We start from the raw sequence: 1,351 nt of genomic DNA, 5'->3' as shown, positions 1-1,351 counted from the left end.
GGGTTATTTCGCGATTTTCGAGCACGTTTTTTCTTGCGGCGTACATGTGCATGGTATCACATTCTTCATATGAAGCATGTTGATTCGGAATCGCCTTCGGATGTCGCGCGCTGGCTGCGAAGCGAATCGACGAATCTCTGGCCTGCGCTTCTGGGTTCGCTGAGCCTGCGTCGTAGCCGGTGCATCCGCAAGAATTGCCCTGCGTGCCAGTCTGGCGAACAGCATCAAAGTTATGTGCTCTACGGTCGCGCGAACGGGCGTCGCGTTGCCGTCTACGTGCCGGAAGAGCTTGTGCCGGAGGTTCAGCGCAACCTGGACAACGGGCGCGCTCTGCAGGATCTGCTGCACCAGGCGGCACCGCGATACATCAAAGCGCTGAAGCGACAGCGCGCCGAAGCATCCAAAAGCAAGAAGAGCCGAGCGGTGTGAGAGCGACAGCGCGACAGATCAGCTTTGCCGATTGGGAGCTGATGCGGCAACGTGATCAGGGCATTCGCCTGGAGCCGCTGCTGGAGGCGATATCCGGCTTTCTCGACGACCAGCGGGACGTCATCGAGCGTGTCCGGCGGGATCTGGTGCGTGGCCTGAAGCAGCCAGATAGCGGTCGTCACGGATTGACGGCGACACAGGTTCTGCGCTCGCTGGTTCTGATGCGGCTCAAGAACTGGGACTATCGCGAGTTGCGTGAACGCATCGCAGATGGATTGACGCTTCGTCAGTTCACCGACTTCTACTGCGCGCCGGTGCCGAAGCACGACGCCTTCCAGCGTGGCTTCATCCGTCTGACCCCACAAACGCTGAAAGCGGTCAACGATTTGGTGGTTCGGGCAGCGGTCGAGCTCGAATTGGAGGATGGCACGAAGCTGCGGGTCGACACTACGGTGGTGCAGACCGACATTCATCATCCGACCGACAACACGTTGCTATGGGATGTGGTCCGCGTCGTCACACGCTTGGTCCGCCGTCTGGCCAAAGCGCTGGAATTGCGAAGAATCAAGGGCTTTTGCGACCGCACGCGCGCGGCGCGGCGCCGGATGTACGAGATCCAGCGCATGACGACGAGGCAGCGTCACGAGCAGCAGACCCGGATATACCGGGCGCTCATCGACATTGCCGAGGAGGTCGTAGGAAACGCACGCGCGGGGCTCGAGAGGACCCGCACGATGCGCGGCAAGGACATGTTCGCCGACATGGCCATCGAGGAACTGCGCAGTCAGATCGAGCACTTCTGCGGGCTGGGAGATCGTGTCATCGATCAGGCACGTCATCGTGTGCTCTTTGGTGAGCAGGTGGCTACCGACGAGAAGATTTATTCCATCTTCGAGCCCCATACCGACCTGATCAAACGCGG

The 1,351-nt window shown here is 60.3% G+C and carries 1 protein-coding gene and 1 pseudogene; both read left to right on the top strand.

Going from position 1 to position 1,351, the window contains the following annotated elements; all coding sequences use genetic code 11:
- A partial coding sequence (locus KJQ96_RS38455; RefSeq protein ID WP_213291153.1) for a DUF6788 family protein occupies positions 1-429 on the top strand: 429 nt, incomplete at its 5' end.
- A 41-nt stretch (positions 430-470) separates the two neighbouring features.
- Positions 471-1,351: pseudogene (locus tag KJQ96_RS38450) on the top strand (hypothetical protein); the annotation flags it as partial.

Source organism: Bradyrhizobium sp. sGM-13, from assembly GCF_018398875.1.
Lineage (GTDB): Bacteria > Pseudomonadota > Alphaproteobacteria > Rhizobiales > Xanthobacteraceae > Bradyrhizobium.
This window is presented reverse-complemented; position numbering and strand designations above follow the sequence as displayed.